This is a genomic window from Rhodovulum sp. HP10 (assembly GCF_047553435.1).
In the GTDB taxonomy this organism is placed as follows: Bacteria; Pseudomonadota; Alphaproteobacteria; order Rhodobacterales; family Rhodobacteraceae; genus Rhodovulum.
Window position 1 is genome coordinate 1,104,222 of the sequence record NZ_CP180201.1, and the last position, 14,893, is coordinate 1,119,114.

A 14,893-nucleotide genomic window follows, 5' to 3' on the forward strand; every position below is an offset into this window, starting at 1 on the left:
GCTAAGGAGCGCTTGGTTACCAACGCGCTAAACAGAAGCGCGCCGGGGTCACGTTGCTTCGATATTTTTTAATTTCAACAAGGGCTTAATAATAAGACCACGATCAGACCACGATCAGACCCGAGCTCAGGGCGCGGGCGACGGCATGCGTGGTGTTGAGCGCACCGAGCTTGTGCCGCGCGGTTTCGACATAGACCCGCAGGGTATGCTCTGAGATCGACAGCTCCTGCGCGGCCTGCGCCCGGCTCATGCCCTTGGCCAGAAGGGTCATCGCACTCAGCTCCCGCGGCGAAAGCGCAGCGCGCGGCGCCGGATCGGACCATTGCTCGAATTCCAGCGCCTTCTTGTTGAAATCATGCGCAATCAGGATCAGGTCGCGCAGGTTGACCTGCTTGAACATCTCCCATTCCGCGTCCGAGCAGCTGTCATTGACGGTGAACAGCGCGAACTGGCCCTTAGGTCCGTGCAGCGGGATCGAGACGCCCTGATTGCCGAGCCCGTAGGACATCGCGTCGCGCAGGAAGGCCCGCGCCTGTTTCGAGGACCAGTCCAGCTCTTTCCAGTCGACCGGATGAAACCGGCTGTAACAGCCGAAGATCACCGGGTCGATCATCAGGTAATCGCATTCGAGATAGCGGTCGACCCATTCGGTCGAGTAGGTGCCTGCGCCATAGCGTTCGCCGACGCTGTTGACCCAGTGATAGACGATGTGCAACACGCCATAGCGGTCGCGCAGATCCTCGGTGACCCGATAGAGATCCTCAAGCGTCGTTGCCCGTTGCAAACGGTCCAGGAACGATTCTAAGCCTCCTTGCATCACATGAATCTGCATCACCCCACGCCGTCATCGACGACGCTCTCTCCCCAACCTGACCTCGTGCACGACCTGCCTCGAGGGAGGAAATCTCGACCGCGGCCATAGCCTGACAGGTGAGAAGCTCCTCGGACAGTGCTGTCAGTCCGTTCTTTCTCGCGTAGTTCTTGAGGTCGCCAAGAATGTCGATCAGCCATTCGTGCTTCATGGTCGTTGTCCATTCCTAGTGGTTAATGAAACGTTAAAATAACTCTAGCATAGGACATAAAACCGAGAAATTCGCGTATTTACCCTCCCCGAAAATGGGGAGGGGGCCTGAAGCCAAGCTATTGTTTTCTGGAAAGCGGCAGACCGATTCGCATCAGGAGACGCGAGACTCGCAGAAAGCACGCAATGCGTGCTTTCTGGAATCAATCACAACCTTAAATTGAAATCAAGCCGAGGGGCCGGCCTCCAGCACATCGGCGAAAGTCCGCAGACCGGTCCGCGGCGCCTGAACCAGAACCGACATGTTCCCGGGCTTGTGCTCGTTGCGCAGCATCTTCAGATGCGCCTGCGGGATCTCGGCCCAGGGGAAGACCTCGGACATGCAGGGATCGAGCCGGCGCTGACACATCAGCCGGTTCGCCGCCGCGGCCTGCTTGAGATGGGCGAAATGGCTGCCCTGGATGCGCTTCTGATGCATCCAGACATAGCGCGCATCCATGGTCAGGTTGAACCCGCTGGTGCCCGCGCAGATCACCACCATGCCGCCGCGCTTGACCACGAAGGTCGAGACCGGGAAGGTCGCCTCGCCGGGATGCTCGAACACCATGTCGACATTGACGCCCTTGCCGGTGATCTCCCAGATCGCCTTGCCGAACTTGCGGACCTCGCCGAACCAGGCCTTGTATTCGGGCGTGTTGACCTTGGGCAGCTGGCCCCAGCAGTTGAAGTCCTTGCGGTTGATGACCCCCTTTGCGCCCAGATCCATGACGAAGTCGCGCTTGCTCTCATCCGAGATCACGCCGATGGCATTGGCACCTGCGGTGTTAATGAGCTGGATCGCGAAGGAGCCGAGCCCGCCCGAAGCGCCCCAGACCAGCACGTTCTGGCCGGGCTTGAGCTCATGCGGATGGTGGCCGAACAGCATCCGGTAGGCGGTGGCCAGCGTCAGCGTGTAACAGGCCGACTCCTCCCAGGTCAGGTGCCTGGGTCGCGGCAGAAGCTGCTGGGCCTGGACCCGGGTGAACTGGGCGAAGGAGCCGTCGGGTGTCTCGTAGCCCCAGATCCGCTGGCTGGGCGAGAACATCGGATCGCCGCCATTGCATTCCTCGTCATCGCCATCGTCCTGGTTGCAGTGGATCACGACCTCGTCGCCCACCTTCCAGGTCTTCACCGCCGATCCGACGGCCCAGACGATCCCCGAGGCATCGGACCCCGCGATGTGAAAGGGGGCGCCATGACCGTCGAAGGGAGAAACCGGAATGCCGAGGCCGGCCCAGATGCCGTTATAATTGACGCCGGCAGCCATCACCAGGACCAGCACCTCATGGCTGTCGATGACGGGGGTCTCGACCACCTCGGCCTGGAAGGACTTGTCGGGCTCGCCATGACGCTCGCGCCGGATCGCCCAAGCGTACATCCTGGGCGGAACATATCCCAAAGGCGGCATCTCGCCGATCTCGTAAAGCTCTTTCTCGGGCGCGTCATAGGGCGCGATCGACGGGTTGGTATCGAGTGCCATGGGGGCCTCCATGTCGGTCCTTGCTCTTCGCCGCATCGCAGAATCGAACGGCTCTTTCCGCTGAAATAGATCTGGTCGCGCAACTTTTCAACGTAATTTGCCGCCTTCCTGGTAATTTTATGTCTCCTTCGATCCGACGATGCCGCGACGCAGCGAATTGACATCGCCAGATTCTTTCCCTTATCTGCTATACAGTGAAATATTGTTGCAAACCGATCTGCGAGCCGAGCCATGACCGAGACGACCAAAGACCGACCCTGGCTGTTCCGCACCTATGCCGGCCATTCGACCGCCGAGGCCTCGAACGCGCTTTACCGGTCCAACCTCGCCAAGGGGCAGACCGGGCTGTCCGTGGCCTTCGATCTGCCGACCCAGACCGGCTATGACAGCGATCACGAGCTGGCCCGCGGCGAGGTCGGCAAGGTCGGCGTGCCGATCGACCATCTGGGCGACATGCGGACGCTGTTCGACCGGATCCCGCTGGAACAGATGAACACCTCGATGACCATCAACGCGCCCGCGCCCTGGCTGCTGGCGCTCTATATAGCCGTGGCCGAGGAACAGGGCGCCGATGTCTCGAAGCTGCAGGGCACGGTGCAGAACGACCTGATCAAGGAATATCTGAGCCGCGGTACCTATATCTGTCCGCCGAAGCCCAGCCTTCGCATGATCACCGATGTCGCGGCCTATACCCGCGAGCATCTGCCGAAATGGAACCCGATGAACGTCTGTTCCTATCACCTGCAGGAAGCGGGCGCGACACCCGAGCAGGAGCTGTCCTATGCGCTGGCGACCGCGACTGCGGTGCTCGACGATCTGCGCGGGAAGGTGGCGCCCGAGGACTTCCCGGGCATGGTGGGGCGGATCTCCTTCTTCGTGAATGCGGGCATCCGCTTCGTCACCGAGATGTGCAAGATGCGCGCCTTCGTCGAGCTCTGGGACGAGATCTGCCAGGAACGCTACGGCGTCGAGGACCCCAAGCACAGGCGTTTCCGCTACGGGGTGCAGGTCAACAGCCTCGGCCTGACCGAGCAGCAGCCCGAGAACAACGTCTACCGCATCCTGATCGAGATGCTGGCGGTGACGCTGTCGAAATCTGCCCGCGCCCGCGCCGTGCAGCTTCCGGCCTGGAACGAGGCGCTGGGCCTGCCGCGCCCCTTCGACCAGCAATGGTCGATCCGGATGCAGCAGATCCTGGCCTACGAGACCGACCTTCTGGAATACGAGGACCTGTTCGAGGGCAACCCGGCCGTCTCTGCCAAGGTCGAGGAGCTGAAGCGGAACGCCCGGGCCGAGCTCGCCCAGATCGACGCGATGGGCGGCGCGGTGGCCGCGATCGAGCATATGAAATCGCGCCTCGTCGAAAGCAATTCCGACCGCATCGGCCGGGTCGAGACCGGCGCCACGGTGGTTGTCGGCGTGAATGCCTGGACCGAGGGCGAGCCCTCGCCGCTGACCTCGGGCGAGGATGCGATCATGGTGGTCGACCCGGATGTCGAGGCCGACCAGATCGCCCGGCTGACCGCCTGGCGCGAGAACCGCGACAGCGCGGCGGTCGAGGCCGCTCTGGCCGCGCTGCGCGAGGCGGCCGCGACGGGGGCGAACATCATGCCGCCCTCGATCGCAGCTGCCAAGGCCGGCGCCACGACCGGCGAATGGGGCGACGTGCTGCGCGCGGTCTTCGGCCAGTACCGGGGCCCGACCGGCGTCGCGAAGAACCCCTCGAACCGGACCGAAGGGCTCGACGAGATCCGCGCCGAGGTCGACGCGCTGGCCGCACGGCTCGGACGGCGGCCGAAGTTTCTGGTCGGCAAGCCCGGGCTCGACGGCCATTCGAACGGCGCCGAGCAGATCGCGGCCCGCGCCCGCGATTGCGGCATGGACATCTCCTATGAGGGCATCCGCCTCACGCCCTCGGAAATCGTGGAGGCGGCCAGGGCCGAAGGCGTTGACGTCGTCGGGCTGTCGATCCTGTCGGGCAGCCATATCCCGCTGATGGAGAGCCTGATGCGGCTGATGAAGGAGCACGAGCTGACCCATATTCCGGTGGTGGTGGGCGGCATCATCCCCGAGGAGGATGCAAGGCGGCTGCGCGCGATGGGCGTGGCCAAGGTCTACACGCCCAAGGATTTCGAGCTGAACCGGATCATGTTCGACGTGGTCGGCCTGATCTCGCCCGAACGGGTGGCGGCGGAATAGCCAGCGGCTATAACGGGGCTCTCAGCGGTTGAGGAGACCCCCATGAGCCTTCATATCGGCGCGAAGCCCGGCGAGATCGCCGAGACCGTCCTGCTGCCCGGCGACCCGCTGCGCGCGGAATGGGCGGCCCGGACCTTCCTGACCGACCCGGTCTGCGTCAACCGGGTGCGCGGCATGCTGGGCTTCACCGGGCTCTGGCGCGGCCATCGGGTGACGATCCATGGCAGCGGCATGGGGATGCCCTCTATGTCGATCTATGCCAACGAGCTGATCCGCGAACATGGCGCGAAGACGCTGATCCGGATCGGCTCGGCCGGCGCGATGCAGGACCATGTCGAGCTGCGCGACATCGTTCTGGCGATGACAAGCTCGACGCTGTCGACGCCCTCGCGCGGCACCTTCCGCGAGCTGAATTTCGCGCCTTGCGCCGATTTCGGGCTTCTGGCGGCGGCGTACGGGGCGGCGCAGGCGAAGGGCGCCCGGCCCCATGTCGGCGGGATCTATTCGGCCGATGTCTTCTATGACGAACGCCCCGATCTCAATGCCGAGCTGACCCGACATGGCGTTCTGGCGGTCGAGATGGAGGCGGCCGAGCTGTATATCCTGGCCGCGCGGCACGGAGCGCGGGCACTGACGGTGCTGACGGTGTCGGACCATCTGCTGAGCGGGGCGGCGCTTTCGGCCGAGGACCGGGAAACGGGCTTTGGCGAGATGGTCGAGATCGCGCTGGAAGCGGCGTTTACCTGACCATGTTTCCCAGAGCCGGAGGCAGCGCCTCGGGCTGGCGTTGCGGTTTGGGTATTTTCACCAGGAAGAAGATCAGAGCCCGTGCGAGCGGTCGTAGGGCGCGGGTTCGGGCGGCGTCCAGCCGTCGAGCGCGCCCGGAGCGGGGGCGAAGATCTCGACGCCCAGCGGATGGCAGCGCGCATGCTCCGTCGAATTGCCCCTGCAATCGCCCCAGGGGCAGGCACTGAGCGCGCAGAGAAGGTCGATCTCGGCGAAAAGATCAAGGTGGTCGCCCGGCCGGACAGGGCTTGCCTTGGTGAAATAGCGCTGGCTGTCGCGGGTGAAGCCCGTGCACATGAAGACGTTCAGCACGTCATGGATATGGGGCTCGGCCGCCGCCGGGCTGAGGCCGGTGTCGGCGGCGACCGCCCGGATCAGGTTCGAATGGCAGCAGCGGTGGAAGGGCGCGCCACCGAGCCGGGCATTGGTATAGGGATCGCAGCGGGTGCCGATCACGTCATGGACACCCGCGCCATCGGCATCGATGCCGTACCAGCCGAGGCTGTCGGCGATCACGGTGGCCATCGGGCGCAGATGCGGAAAGCCCGACCAGAGCCGGTCGCCGGTGGTGACATGGGTGCCGTGCAAGGCCCGGGTCTTGCCGGAATAGAACCTCTCGGACAGCTCATGGGCGTTCCAGAGGTTCAGATCGCCGACCTGTGGCCCCTCGATGCAGGAGATCCGCAGCACATGGCCCGCCGGAACGCGGAAGGCCCGGGCGTCGCGCGCGGGGATCCTGAGCTGCGCAAGCGGGGTCATGCCAGCCCGGAGCCGGTCATAAAGCGCCATGGGCGGCGCGGGCAGGCTCTCGGGCGGGTAGCAAACGACCGGGGCCGCGGCCCGGCGCCGGGCGGCATCGGCGGGCTCGGATAGAGGCTCTGTCGGCATCGGGGGCTCCTTATTCAACCGGGCGGCCGAGTACCGCAATGGCGAGCCCCAGCACGGCCAGGGCCGCAAAGCCCGCGGCACGGCCCCCCTGCCCCGCCCGGCGCGCGGCCAACGCCGCGATCACGGCTTCCAGCGCATAGTAGAGCGCGAAGGCCCGCGAGGCATAGGAGATGATCGCGAAGACATCCGCCGTCCAGGTCAGCACGATACCTGCCGCGACCAAGACCGCATAGGCCGCGCGGTTGCCGATGAGGCCCTTCGAGCGTTCGGCGACCAGCCCGCCCGCGCCGGTGGTATCGGCGACCGAGGCGCTGAACTGCGCGGCCAGTGCCGCCACCGTCAGCACCAGCGGCAAGAGTGGCGAGACCGCGGATGTCATGCCGATGATCGCGGTATCGTCGAGCGCGCCCGTGCCCGGCGCGAAGCACAGGACCAGGAGCGTGACATAGACCAGATAGATCGCGGTCGAGACATATTGCGCGCCCCGCATCGATCGGATCCTCAGATCCGCGTCATACTCGGCACCCAGATAGCGCGAGGTCTCGAAGCCCTGCACCGTCACGATCAGCCCGAAGAACAGCGTCAGCGCGGCCCAGGGGCTCACGCTGGCGAGCGTCAGCACCGGGCCGGTCGTGGCGGCCGTCTCGCCGAAGAAGAGCCCGAGCCCGACCAGCAGCCCGCAGATCGCCGCGAGATTGAGGCTGACCGCGTATTTCTCGAGCCCCTCGAGCGCCTTGAACCCTTTGGTGAGGCCGGTCGCGAGGATCAGCAGGAAGACCGCCGTGGTCACCCCCCGCGCGGCCAGCGGCGTATCGAAAGGGGTCAGGCGGACCGCGAAGGCGCCCAGAAGGTTCAGGTAATAGGCAACCGAGATGACGTAGGAAAAGGCCAGCATCCAGCCTGCCGCCATTTCGGTCAGGGCACCGAGACGGCCGGGCGGGCTGCCATGGGCGCCCGCGGCGATGCTGTAGCGGATCGCGCCGCCGAAGCCGAAGGCGATCAGGGCCAGAACCGCCATCGCGGCGGGGGACCAGATCCCGAGGCTCTGGTTCAGGATCGGCCCCAGCACCAGGAAGCCAGAGCCGATGATCGAGGCAAGCGGCGTCACCATCGCCCGCCAGAACCGCCAGCGCCGCATCGGCGGCGACAGGATCAGGAGTAGTCCCGCCGCCGCCGTGCCGAGGATCAGGATGTCGCGCAGCACCTGGCGCGCGCGTCAGACCGCGCGCTCGACCATCATCTTCTTGATCGAGGCGATGGCCTTGGCCGGGTTCAGCCCCTTGGGGCAGGTCTTGGTGCAGTTCATGATGGTATGGCAGCGATAGAGCTTGAACGGATCTTCCAGCGCATCGAGCCGCTCGCCCGTCGCCTCGTCCCGCGAGTCGATGATCCAGCGATAGGAGTGCAGGAGCGCGGCCGGGCCGAGATACTTGTCGCCGTTCCACCAGTAGGAGGGGCAGGAGGTCGAGCAGCTGGCGCACATGATGCATTCGTACAGCCCGTCGAGCTTCTTGCGGTCCTCGATCGACTGGCGCCATTCCTTGGCAGGCGTGTTCGATTCCGTTTCCAGCCAGGGCATGACGCTGGCATGCTGGGCGTAGAAATGGGTGAGATCGGGCACCAGATCCTTGACCACCGGCATATGCGGCAGCGGGTAGATCTTCACGTCGCCCTTGATCTCGTCCATGCCGCGGGTACAGGCCAGCGTGTTGACCCCGTCGATATTCATCGCGCAGGAGCCGCAGATGCCTTCCCGGCAGGAGCGGCGGAAGGTCAGGGTCGGGTCGATCTCGTTCTTGATCTTGATCAGCGCGTCGAGAACCATCGGCCCGCAGCTGTCGAGATCGACGAAATAGGTATCGACCCGCGGGTTCTCGCCGGTATCCGGGTCCCAGCGATAGATCCGGAAGGTCCGCAGGCTCTTGGCGCCCTCGGGCTTCGGCCAGGTCTTGCCCTTGCGGATAGTCGAGTTCTTGGGGAGCGTGAGTTGGACCATCGTTTCACCTTCCAGTCAGGTTTGCGAAGCGCAAGGTTTCGGCGGTTGTCCGCGTCCCTTGACCTTGAACGCATAAGACAGAATTTCCTCGTTGACCTCCGGAGGGTTCGTCTGGGTGAACCCGTGGAAAATCGTCTCTTCGTAATCGACCTTGCCCAGCCATTTCGCGGGCTTGGGCAGGGCGATCGGCGTGATAGAGCGCTCGAAGCACCAGCGCGCCAGACGCACATCGACGAATTTCTGGCTGTCGCGCATGAACTCGAAGGACGGGAAATCCTCGGCATGCATGATGGCCGCGCAGGTCGCGATCTGATCGACGACAATGGCACTCTGCAGCTTCGAATGAAAGCGGAACCCCTGACGGAAATCGGCGATGCGGTCCCGGTCATAGGAGAGTGCGCGCACAAGTTTGCCCCGGCGCATGAGGTCCCAGCGGGTCAGATAGAGCGAGCCGTGATATCCGCCCAGGTGCCCGCGACCGAAGGGCATGAACAGGTCCAGCGTGCGTTCAACGAATTCCGGGGGATAATCGATATCGTCATCGACCATCAGCACATAATCCGCGCCGGACACATCCGGGTAGAACTTTCCGGTATCCTTGGTATCGGCCTCCGGAACGATCTGGTTCACATTTGCGAAGGCCGCAAGCTCCTCCAGCGGCGCCTCATACTGGTTCAGAACCAGATTGAGCCGGTCCACCTGCGGCGCAAGCTGGGCAACGGCCTTCGCCAGCCCCGCACGCCGCGGCGGATAGGTTGCCATATTTGCCACAATCCTCATGGCTGCACCTGCTTTCGTTCATAGGTCTTTATCCGGGCGCAAACCTGCTCTGCGCTCATCCGGACGGGCTCCCGCCTGAAGGCAACTGGCGGCGTCCCACATGCCACACCCGTCGCAACATAGCCCAGGTCCGCCCGAAGCACATGAGAACTGTCGAAGGTCCCGATGCGCGGCGCCCTGGCCACGGCATGGGGAACGCTCTTGCGGCAGTTTCCTACGACAAGCATCCCGGAGACCAAGGCCTTCTCCGCGCGATCCGGCGAGACGGAACCGGCATCGCTGCGTTGCGGCAGGACGGACACCGCGCGAGCCCCGTGCCCCGCGGCTTCCGGCGCCGGTGCAAAGGACCGGTCGCCCCGGATCATGTCCGGGCGCAGATCCGGGCAGGGCCGACAGAAGCGAATATCTCGGGTCATGCTTCAGAAATTCCCACGGGAATCACCTTCCGCACTCGAAGGGCTGACCGGCACGCGGGTTCCTGAGAGCGTATTCCTGAATTTCTCTGGTCACAACGTCATGACGCTTGGTCGTAAAACCGGTATAGATAGTCTCTTCATGCTCCACCAGACGAAGATACCCGGCGGGCCGAGGCAGACAGACCTGGGTGATGCCGTTCTCGAAACACCAGCGCGCCATGCGCACGTCGATAAATTTCTGCGCCGACCGAACGCTTTCGAAATCGGGGAGATTCTCGGGTTTCGAGATCATCACGCCCGTTCCGAGTTCATCCACGACAATCGCCTGCGGCAAACCCGCATCGACTTTCACGGAATCCCGGACCTGACCGCGACGGCGGAAGAGCTCCTTGCGGTAACGGTTCAGACCGCTCAGCGTCTTCTGTCGCAACTGCGGCTTGCGGTACACCGCACCGTAATAGCTCCCGACGAGGCGCCCGGGGCCAAGGGCCCGCATCGCCGCGATACTGTCCTTCACGTAATGCTCGGGAAAGACGATGTCGTCATCCAGCAGGAACACCCATTCCGCGCCCCGGTAATCCGGAAGGAACTTACCGGTGTCCTTGGTATCCTCGTCCGGACGGATCGCATTGACATTGCCGAAGGACAGCAACTCCGCCGGAACGGAGGCATATTCGTTCAGAACGACATTCAGCACATCAAGCTGCGGAGCAATCCGCGCCACCGTCGCCAGCATGCTGCGCTGCCGCGGCGGGTAGGTTGCCATCGTGCCGACGATCATGCCTTAACCTTCCATCCCTGAAACGATGCCCGGAAAACCGAAAGGGGCCGCAGCTACCGGCCCGGTTCCTGGCCGCCCCGACGGGCAAGGCGGCCAGTGTCGCTCAATACACCCGCGCCTTGGGCGCGATCTTCTTCATGTCGATACCGCCCTCATCGGTGGTGCTCAGCGGGTCGAGATGAACCGGCCGGTAGGCCAGTTCGACCTTGGTGCCCTCAACCTTGGCCAGCGAGTGCTTGCGCCAGTTGACGTCGTCACGGTCGGGATAGTCCTCATGGGCATGCGCCCCGCGGCTTTCCTTGCGGGCCTCGGCCGCGACCACCGTGGTCAGGGCGTTCGGCATCAGGTTGGTCAGCTCGAGCGTTTCCATCAGGTCCGAGTTCCAGATCAGCGACCGGTCGGTGACCTTGATGTCCTCGAGCTTGCCCGCGACGGCAGTCATCTTCTCGACGCCATCGGCCAGCGACTTGTCGGTGCGGAAGACGGCCGCATCGGCCTGCATCGTCTTCTGCATCTCGAGCCGCAGCTCGGCCGTCGCGACCGAGCCCGTGGCATGGCGCAGCCCGTCGAACCGGCCCAGCGCCTGGTCGATCGCCGCTTTCGGAGGCGCGGGCACCGCGGTTTCGGGATCGACGATCTGGCCCGCGCGGATCGCGGCGGCGCGCCCGAAGACGACAAGGTCGATCAGCGAGTTCGACCCCAGCCGGTTCGCGCCATGGACCGAGGCACAGCCCGCCTCGCCCACGGCCATCAGCCCCGGCGCCACGCGGTCGAAATCGCCCTCGACCGGGTCCAGCACCTCGCCCCAGTAGTTGGTCGGGATGCCGCCCATGTTGTAATGCACCGTCGGCAGCACCGGGATCGGCTCCTTGGTGACATCGACGCCCGCGAAGATCCGGGCCGATTCCGAGATGCCCGGCAGGCGCTCGGCCAGGGTTTCGGGCGGTAGGTGGCTGAGGTTCAGGTGGATGTGGTCCTTGTTCGGCCCGACGCCCCTTCCCTCGCGGATCTCGATGGTCATGCAGCGCGAGACGACATCGCGCGAGGCCAAGTCCTTGTAGGTCGGCGCGTAGCGTTCCATGAACCGCTCGCCTTCCGAGTTGGTCAGATAGCCGCCCTCGCCGCGCGCGCCCTCGGTGATCAGGCAGCCCGCGCCGTAGATGCCGGTCGGGTGAAACTGCACGAATTCCATGTCCTGCAGCGGCAGCCCGGCCCGCGCGATCATGCCGCCGCCATCGCCGGTGCAGGTATGAGCCGAGGTCGCGCTGAAGAAGGCCCGGCCATAGCCGCCGGTCGCCAGCACCACCATCTTGGCCGAGAAGACATGCATCGTGCCGTCATCGAGCTTCCAGGCCAGGACGCCCCGGCATTGCCCGTCCTCGGACATCAGCAGGTCGATGGCGAAATACTCGATGAAGAACTCGGCCTTCTGCTTGAGGCTCTGGCCGTAAAGCGTGTGCAGGATGGCATGGCCGGTCCGGTCGGCGGCGGCACAGGTGCGCTGCACCGGCGGGCCTTCGCCGAATTCGGTGGTATGGCCGCCGAAGGGACGCTGATAGATCCGCCCCTCTTCGGTGCGCGAGAAGGGCACGCCGTAATGTTCCAGCTCGTAGACCGCCTTCGGGGCCTCGCGCGCCAGGTATTCCATCGCATCGGTATCGCCCAGCCAGTCCGACCCCTTGACGGTGTCGTACATGTGCCACTGCCAGTGGTCGGGGCCCATATTGCCGAGGCTCGCGGCGATGCCGCCCTGGGCCGCGACCGTATGCGACCGGGTCGGGAAGACCTTGGTCACGCAGGCGGTGCGCAGGCCCTGCTCGGCCATGCCCAGCGTGGCGCGAAGACCGGCGCCGCCGGCCCCCACCACAACCACGTCATATTCATGCGTCTCGTATTCGTAAGCGGCCATGTGTCCTGCTCTCCGTTGTCTCAGACCGCGATCCGCACGACCGCGTACACGCCCGCCGCCATCACCGCATAGCTCAGGCAGGTTGCCCCCCACAGCAGCGCCTTGCGGGTCATGCCGTCACAGTAGTCCTCGATCAGCATCTGAACGCCGCGGCGGAAATGCAGCATGCCCGCCGTGATGGTCAAGAGCGCGACGACCGCCGGGAACGGCCGCGAGAAGGTGGCGATCACCTCGTCATGCGGGGCCCCGAGCGAGGTGCCGACAAAGAACACGAAAAGCGGCACCAGCAGCGTCAGGCCGACGCCGCTGACATTCATGGACCAGTGGTGATGCGTGCCTGCCTTGGCGGCGCCGAGCCCCTGGGCGCGCTTGCGGTCGGTGATATAGCGCATGATGCGGGCCTCCCTCAGAAGATCCAGAGGATCAGGACGGTCAGGACGGTCAGCACGCCCGAGCCGATGATGCAGGCCCAGCCGAGCTTCTCGGCGGTCTCGAGTTCGAGCCCGTAGCCGCTGTCCCAGATGATGTGCCGGATGCCCGCCAGCGTGTGATACCACAGCGCCCAGAGCGAGCCGAACATCACCAGATTGCCGAGCCAGGAGGTCAGCACCCAGTCGGCGCGGGCAAAGGCCTCGGGTCCGGCCCCGGCGGCCAGCAGCCACCACACGATCAGCACCGCGCCGAGGATCAGCGCATTGCCGGTCACGCGGGTCAGGATGGAGGTCACCGAGGTGAGCTGCGGGCGGTAGATCTGAAGGTGGGGGGAAAGCGGGCGGTTTCCCCGTTCGATGTCAGCCATGGGGTCCCTCTCGTGCTGGGGCTGTGCTGTCGGGCGATGTGATAGCGGATTTTGGGGCGGAGTCACGCTGTGAACACCGAATTGCGCAGGTTTTTCCGCTGCAAGCGCAAAAAAAATGGGTTTTGTGATCACGGTTCAACAGCTCGTGATCACAGTTTCAGATCTGATCCTTGTGGTCCGAGATGCAGCGCCAGCGAAAGCGGTAGCTCCCCTTGTCCAGGCGCCGCACCAACAGCAGGCGGCAGGTATCGGCGCCGCTGTCATAGGTCAGGAACTTGCCTACCCCCACCGCGTGGTCCTGTCCGTCGAAGGACAGATTGGCAAAGCCCGTGGCGCCGCCCCGGACAGTCAGCGGGATAATGCGCCCGTCGCTGGCCTCCACGTCCCAGGTCTGAAGCAGGGGCAGATCGAAGACGCCGAAGCTGACATGGGCGATGACGGCGGTTGCGTCGTCGAGCGGCCGCGCCGCCACGGCCGCCACCCGCGCCGCCTCGGTCACGATGGCCGCGCGCGCTGCGGTGTCGGTCGTATCCCCCACGATCCGGTCCATGCCATCGGCGATCCGGGCCAGTTGGGCCACGGCTTCTTCGGCGGTCCGGGGCACAGGGTCGTGAAGGAAAGCGTAAAAGCCCAAGGCCGCCAGGCCCATGGTCGCGGCGCCGCCGACAAAGGTTCCGATCGAAGCAAGCCTGTTCAACATCCGCATAAAGGAAAACGAGGGCCCGAAGACCCTCGCATCCTATCACGAACCGGCCATCTTCCCTATACCGGCATCAACGCCCAGTAATCGAGGTCCAGCAGAACCTCGGGGCGGTACTTGCCGTCCTCGCCGCGCAACTGCCCCGGCACACCGCCTGCCTTGACCGCCACCAGCCGCAGCCGGATCGCGCCGACGCCCGGTGCCGCGGTCTCGGCCTTGTCCAGCACCTCGGACCAGGCGCGCACGGTATCGCCCGCGAAACAGGGATTGGCATGGGCGCCGCCATTCAGCCCGACGATCATCTGCGCATTGGCCAGCCCGTTGAAGGACAGCGCACGGGCCAGGCTGATGACATGGCCGCCATAGATCAGACGCCGCCCGTCCTCGCGGAAAGTGGCGTCGAAATGCACCTTGGCGGTGTTCTGCCAGAGCCGGGTGGCCTGCATGTGCTCGGCCTCCTCGACGGTCACACCGTCGACATGGTCGATCACCTCGCCGATCCCGTAATCGGCCATCCGGTGCGGCTCGCCCGCCAGGGTGAAATCGTAGCCGGTGAAATCGAGCCCCTCTGGCAGCACCAGATCGCCCGCCGCCACCACCTTGGCCAGGTCGGGCATCACGGTCTCGGGCGCGGGGGCCTCGAGGTCGCGCTTGCGCACCATCACCCAGCGCACATAGTCGAGCACCAGTTCGTCGCGCTGATCAAGCCCCCGGGTCCGGACCCAGACCACGCCTGATTTGCCGTTCGAGTTCTGCCTGAGCCCGATCACCTCGGATTCGGACCGCAGCGTGTCGCCCGGCCGGACGGGACGGTGCCAGCGCCCCTCGGCATAGCCGAGATTGGCCACCGCATTCAGCGAGATGTCGGGCACGGTCTTGCCGAAGACGGTATGGAACGCGATCAGATCGTCGAGCGGAGCCGCCCCCAGACCGCAGGCCGCCGCGAAGGCATCCGAGGAATAAAGCGCATGCCGCGCCGGATAGAGCGCGTGATAGAGCGCGCGCTCGCCCCCCGACAGGGTGCGCGGCACCGCATGCGGGATCACCTGGCCGACCGCGTAATCCTCGAAGAAGCGCCCCGGATTGGTCTTGGCCATGG

At 65.0% G+C, this 14,893-nt stretch carries 15 protein-coding genes; 2 read left to right on the plus strand and 13 right to left on the minus strand.

The genetic code is table 11. From position 1 onward, the window contains the following. Positions 1–103 precede the first annotated feature (103 nt). From ACK8CO_RS05050 to ccrA, 3 genes are all read right to left on the minus strand, one after another. The gene (locus ACK8CO_RS05050) at positions 104–817 is read right to left on the minus strand and encodes a helix-turn-helix transcriptional regulator (protein WP_080617948.1); all 714 of its coding nucleotides are present in this window, start codon (positions 815–817) and stop codon (positions 104–106) included. Then, the gene (locus ACK8CO_RS05055; RefSeq protein WP_196774414.1) at positions 762–1,022 is read right to left on the minus strand and encodes a hypothetical protein; all 261 of its coding nucleotides are present in this window, start codon (positions 1,020–1,022) and stop codon (positions 762–764) included. The genes ACK8CO_RS05050 and ACK8CO_RS05055 overlap by 56 nt, the downstream gene beginning before the upstream one ends. Positions 1,023–1,247: 225 nt before the next feature. Then, the gene (gene ccrA, locus ACK8CO_RS05060) at positions 1,248–2,540 is read right to left on the minus strand and encodes a crotonyl-CoA carboxylase/reductase (protein ID WP_414898376.1); all 1,293 of its coding nucleotides are present in this window, start codon (positions 2,538–2,540) and stop codon (positions 1,248–1,250) included. Between the two features lie 231 nt (positions 2,541–2,771). On the opposite strand from ccrA, the gene ACK8CO_RS05065 reads away from it, so the two are divergent. Together ACK8CO_RS05065 and deoD are read left to right on the plus strand one after the other, a co-directional pair. Beyond that, positions 2,772–4,739 carry a methylmalonyl-CoA mutase family protein gene (locus ACK8CO_RS05065; RefSeq protein WP_414898377.1) on the plus strand — a complete coding sequence of 656 codons (1,968 nt, stop codon included), beginning with the start codon at positions 2,772–2,774 and terminating at the stop codon, positions 4,737–4,739. Positions 4,740–4,781: 42 nt separating this feature from the next. After that, a complete protein-coding gene (deoD, locus tag ACK8CO_RS05070; RefSeq protein ID WP_414898378.1) occupies positions 4,782–5,486 on the plus strand; it encodes a purine-nucleoside phosphorylase in 705 nt (234 codons plus the stop codon). Between the two features lie 72 nt (positions 5,487–5,558). Here deoD and ACK8CO_RS05075 read toward each other — a convergent pair whose 3' ends face one another. The 10 genes from ACK8CO_RS05075 to ACK8CO_RS05120 all read right to left on the minus strand — a co-directional run bounded on the left by ACK8CO_RS05075 (position 5,559) and on the right by ACK8CO_RS05120 (position 14,891). Then, on the minus strand, positions 5,559–6,413 hold the full coding sequence (locus tag ACK8CO_RS05075) for an urea carboxylase-associated family protein (protein ID WP_414898379.1): 855 nt from the start codon (positions 6,411–6,413) through the stop codon (positions 5,559–5,561). 10 nt (positions 6,414–6,423) lie between these two features. Then, complete coding sequence (locus ACK8CO_RS05080) at positions 6,424–7,617, minus strand: hypothetical protein (protein WP_414898380.1); 1,194 nt, start codon at positions 7,615–7,617, stop codon at positions 6,424–6,426. A 12-nt stretch (positions 7,618–7,629) separates the two neighbouring features. Further along, positions 7,630–8,409, minus strand: a complete 780-nt coding sequence (locus tag ACK8CO_RS05085) for a succinate dehydrogenase iron-sulfur subunit (RefSeq protein WP_414898381.1) — start codon at positions 8,407–8,409, stop codon at positions 7,630–7,632. 15 nt (positions 8,410–8,424) lie between these two features. Next, the gene (locus ACK8CO_RS05090) at positions 8,425–9,171 is read right to left on the minus strand and encodes a hypothetical protein (protein WP_414898382.1); all 747 of its coding nucleotides are present in this window, start codon (positions 9,169–9,171) and stop codon (positions 8,425–8,427) included. A gap of 456 nt (positions 9,172–9,627) precedes the next feature. Then, the gene (locus ACK8CO_RS05095) at positions 9,628–10,386 is read right to left on the minus strand and encodes a hypothetical protein (RefSeq protein ID WP_414898383.1); all 759 of its coding nucleotides are present in this window, start codon (positions 10,384–10,386) and stop codon (positions 9,628–9,630) included. A gap of 103 nt (positions 10,387–10,489) precedes the next feature. Next, a complete protein-coding gene (sdhA, locus tag ACK8CO_RS05100; RefSeq protein ID WP_080615488.1) occupies positions 10,490–12,295 on the minus strand; it encodes a succinate dehydrogenase flavoprotein subunit in 1,806 nt (601 codons plus the stop codon). Between the two features lie 20 nt (positions 12,296–12,315). Continuing rightward, positions 12,316–12,687, minus strand: a complete 372-nt coding sequence (gene sdhD / locus ACK8CO_RS05105; RefSeq protein WP_414898384.1) for a succinate dehydrogenase, hydrophobic membrane anchor protein — start codon at positions 12,685–12,687, stop codon at positions 12,316–12,318. Between the two features lie 14 nt (positions 12,688–12,701). Further along, complete coding sequence (gene sdhC, locus ACK8CO_RS05110) at positions 12,702–13,094, minus strand: succinate dehydrogenase, cytochrome b556 subunit (protein ID WP_080615486.1); 393 nt, start codon at positions 13,092–13,094, stop codon at positions 12,702–12,704. A gap of 157 nt (positions 13,095–13,251) precedes the next feature. Beyond that, entirely contained in the window at positions 13,252–13,674 is a 423-nt protein-coding gene (locus ACK8CO_RS05115) for a hypothetical protein (RefSeq protein WP_414898385.1), read from the minus strand. Positions 13,675–13,856: 182 nt separating this feature from the next. Beyond that, positions 13,857–14,891, minus strand: a complete 1,035-nt coding sequence (locus tag ACK8CO_RS05120) for a MaoC family dehydratase (protein WP_414898386.1) — start codon at positions 14,889–14,891, stop codon at positions 13,857–13,859. Positions 14,892–14,893 lie beyond the last annotated feature (2 nt).

Bases quoted from the DNA above. Each gene is read 5' to 3' on its own strand.
- sdhC (WP_080615486.1), bottom strand. From the start codon at position 13,094: ATGGCTGACATCGAACGGGGAAACCGCCCGCTTTCCCCCCACCTTCAG.
- ACK8CO_RS05075 (WP_414898379.1), bottom strand. From the start codon at position 6,413: ATGCCGACAGAGCCTCTATCCGAGCCCGCCGATGCCGCCCGGCGCCGG.
- sdhA (WP_080615488.1), bottom strand. From the start codon at position 12,295: ATGGCCGCTTACGAATACGAGACGCATGAATATGACGTGGTTGTGGTG.
- ACK8CO_RS05065 (WP_414898377.1), top strand. From the start codon at position 2,772: ATGACCGAGACGACCAAAGACCGACCCTGGCTGTTCCGCACCTATGCC.
- ACK8CO_RS05095 (WP_414898383.1), bottom strand. From the start codon at position 10,386: ATGATCGTCGGCACGATGGCAACCTACCCGCCGCGGCAGCGCAGCATG.
- ACK8CO_RS05050 (WP_080617948.1), bottom strand. From the start codon at position 817: ATGCAAGGAGGCTTAGAATCGTTCCTGGACCGTTTGCAACGGGCAACG.
- ACK8CO_RS05120 (WP_414898386.1), bottom strand. From the start codon at position 14,891: ATGGCCAAGACCAATCCGGGGCGCTTCTTCGAGGATTACGCGGTCGGC.
- ACK8CO_RS05085 (WP_414898381.1), bottom strand. From the start codon at position 8,409: ATGGTCCAACTCACGCTCCCCAAGAACTCGACTATCCGCAAGGGCAAG.
- ACK8CO_RS05055 (WP_196774414.1), bottom strand. From the start codon at position 1,022: ATGAAGCACGAATGGCTGATCGACATTCTTGGCGACCTCAAGAACTAC.
- ACK8CO_RS05090 (WP_414898382.1), bottom strand. From the start codon at position 9,171: ATGGCAACCTATCCGCCGCGGCGTGCGGGGCTGGCGAAGGCCGTTGCC.
- sdhD (WP_414898384.1), bottom strand. From the start codon at position 12,687: ATGCGCTATATCACCGACCGCAAGCGCGCCCAGGGGCTCGGCGCCGCC.
- deoD (WP_414898378.1), top strand. From the start codon at position 4,782: ATGAGCCTTCATATCGGCGCGAAGCCCGGCGAGATCGCCGAGACCGTC.
- ccrA (WP_414898376.1), bottom strand. From the start codon at position 2,540: ATGGCACTCGATACCAACCCGTCGATCGCGCCCTATGACGCGCCCGAG.